Source organism: Mariprofundus micogutta, assembly GCF_001895085.1.
In the GTDB taxonomy this organism is placed as follows: domain Bacteria; phylum Pseudomonadota; class Zetaproteobacteria; order Mariprofundales; family Mariprofundaceae; genus Mariprofundus; species Mariprofundus micogutta.
Genome location: NZ_BDFD01000050.1, coordinates 1 through 1,278 on the forward strand (window position 1 = coordinate 1; position 1,278 = coordinate 1,278).

At 49.7% G+C, this 1,278-nt stretch carries 1 protein-coding gene; it reads right to left on the reverse strand.

What is annotated here, in order from left to right; translation table 11 throughout:
• Positions 1-13 precede the first annotated feature (13 nt).
• Positions 14-1,165: an IS4 family transposase gene (locus MMIC_RS12370; RefSeq protein WP_072660773.1), complete on the reverse strand. Its 1,152-nt coding sequence runs from the start codon at positions 1,163-1,165 to the stop codon at positions 14-16.
• Between the last annotated feature and the right edge of the window lie 113 nt (positions 1,166-1,278).

Here is a 1,278-nt window from a genome sequence, read left to right on the forward strand (position 1 = left end):
CACTGCTGTCCGGTTAAGCATTGAGCAGTGCCATCTGGCGAGGATTCACGGTCGGTTTTCGCTTTGGAGGCGGTGAGCTTCCTCCCAGCAATTCGGCGATATTCCTTCGCTGCATGAGGTTGACCGAGACCAGCCTCGCAAGCTGCTGCAATGACCTTTTCGTAGGCACAAGTTTTCTCACCATACCCAGTAACAGGTAGGCAATCATGGCGATGATGATCTGGATTTTGACTGCATTCTCGGATGTTCCGATGAAGCGCTTGATCTTCAGGTTTTGTTTAATCCATTTGAAGAACAGCTCAATCTGCCATCGCTGTTTGTAGAGGTCGGCAATCTCTGCGGCAGTGCGTTTTGTGTCATTGGTGATGAAGCTGAGTACCTTGCCATCTTCCTCTCGCCTGAAACAAACCCGGCGGAGAATTTCAGGGTACTGTTTCTTCGCCATAGGCGAAGACAGCCTGATTAACTGATCCTCCAAAACTCCCGCCTCAGTGACGGGAAGCTCTTCAACAACTTCAAATCTGGCATTGGATTTCATGCGCCCAACAAAGTGAATCCGGCGTTCGGTCATATCGTGAAACCACGCATAATCGTTGTAGGCTCTATCAAAAACATAGGTAGCGCCATCCAGTAGCGGCATCTTCTCTGCCGCCTTTTTGTCGTGCTGTTTTGCGGTGGTGATTGAGAAGAACGTTGGAACCTCGGCATCAGGATCGTAGACGGTGTGAATCTTTACCCCCGATTTCCCGCTACGGAACTCAGCCCATTCAAATTGCTTCTTGCACAGATCAATTGTCGTGGAATCAATCAGACGAACCGCATCCTTATGGTGGATGCGTTTATCCCTCGACTGACCCAGCAGCCAATAGAACAGCTCCAGATACATGCCTGCCGGACGTTTCGCATTGGCATCGGCCAGGGTCGAACGCTTCACCTGCCGCACTCCAATATGGTAGTGCGCACTGGCATGACTATCCCATGCCGACTCAACATCACGAAGCGACTGGCGGGAACAAAGCTGTCCGAAAAGCATGGCACAGAACTGTGTCCAACAGGGTAAACTTCTCACCCGTCTATTCCCTTCATAACGATTGATAACGCTCTCAAAATGATGGCGTGGGACCTCTCTTAGCAATTGGTGAAATACCGTGTTAATGTGCTTCATGGCCTGAGTTCTCCGTTCTGTGAATTTGCTGTCTGGATAACTACAAATTTACCATAATCGTTGGGAATTCAGGCCTGTTTTCTTGCTGCTAATTCCTTAACCGGACAGCAGTG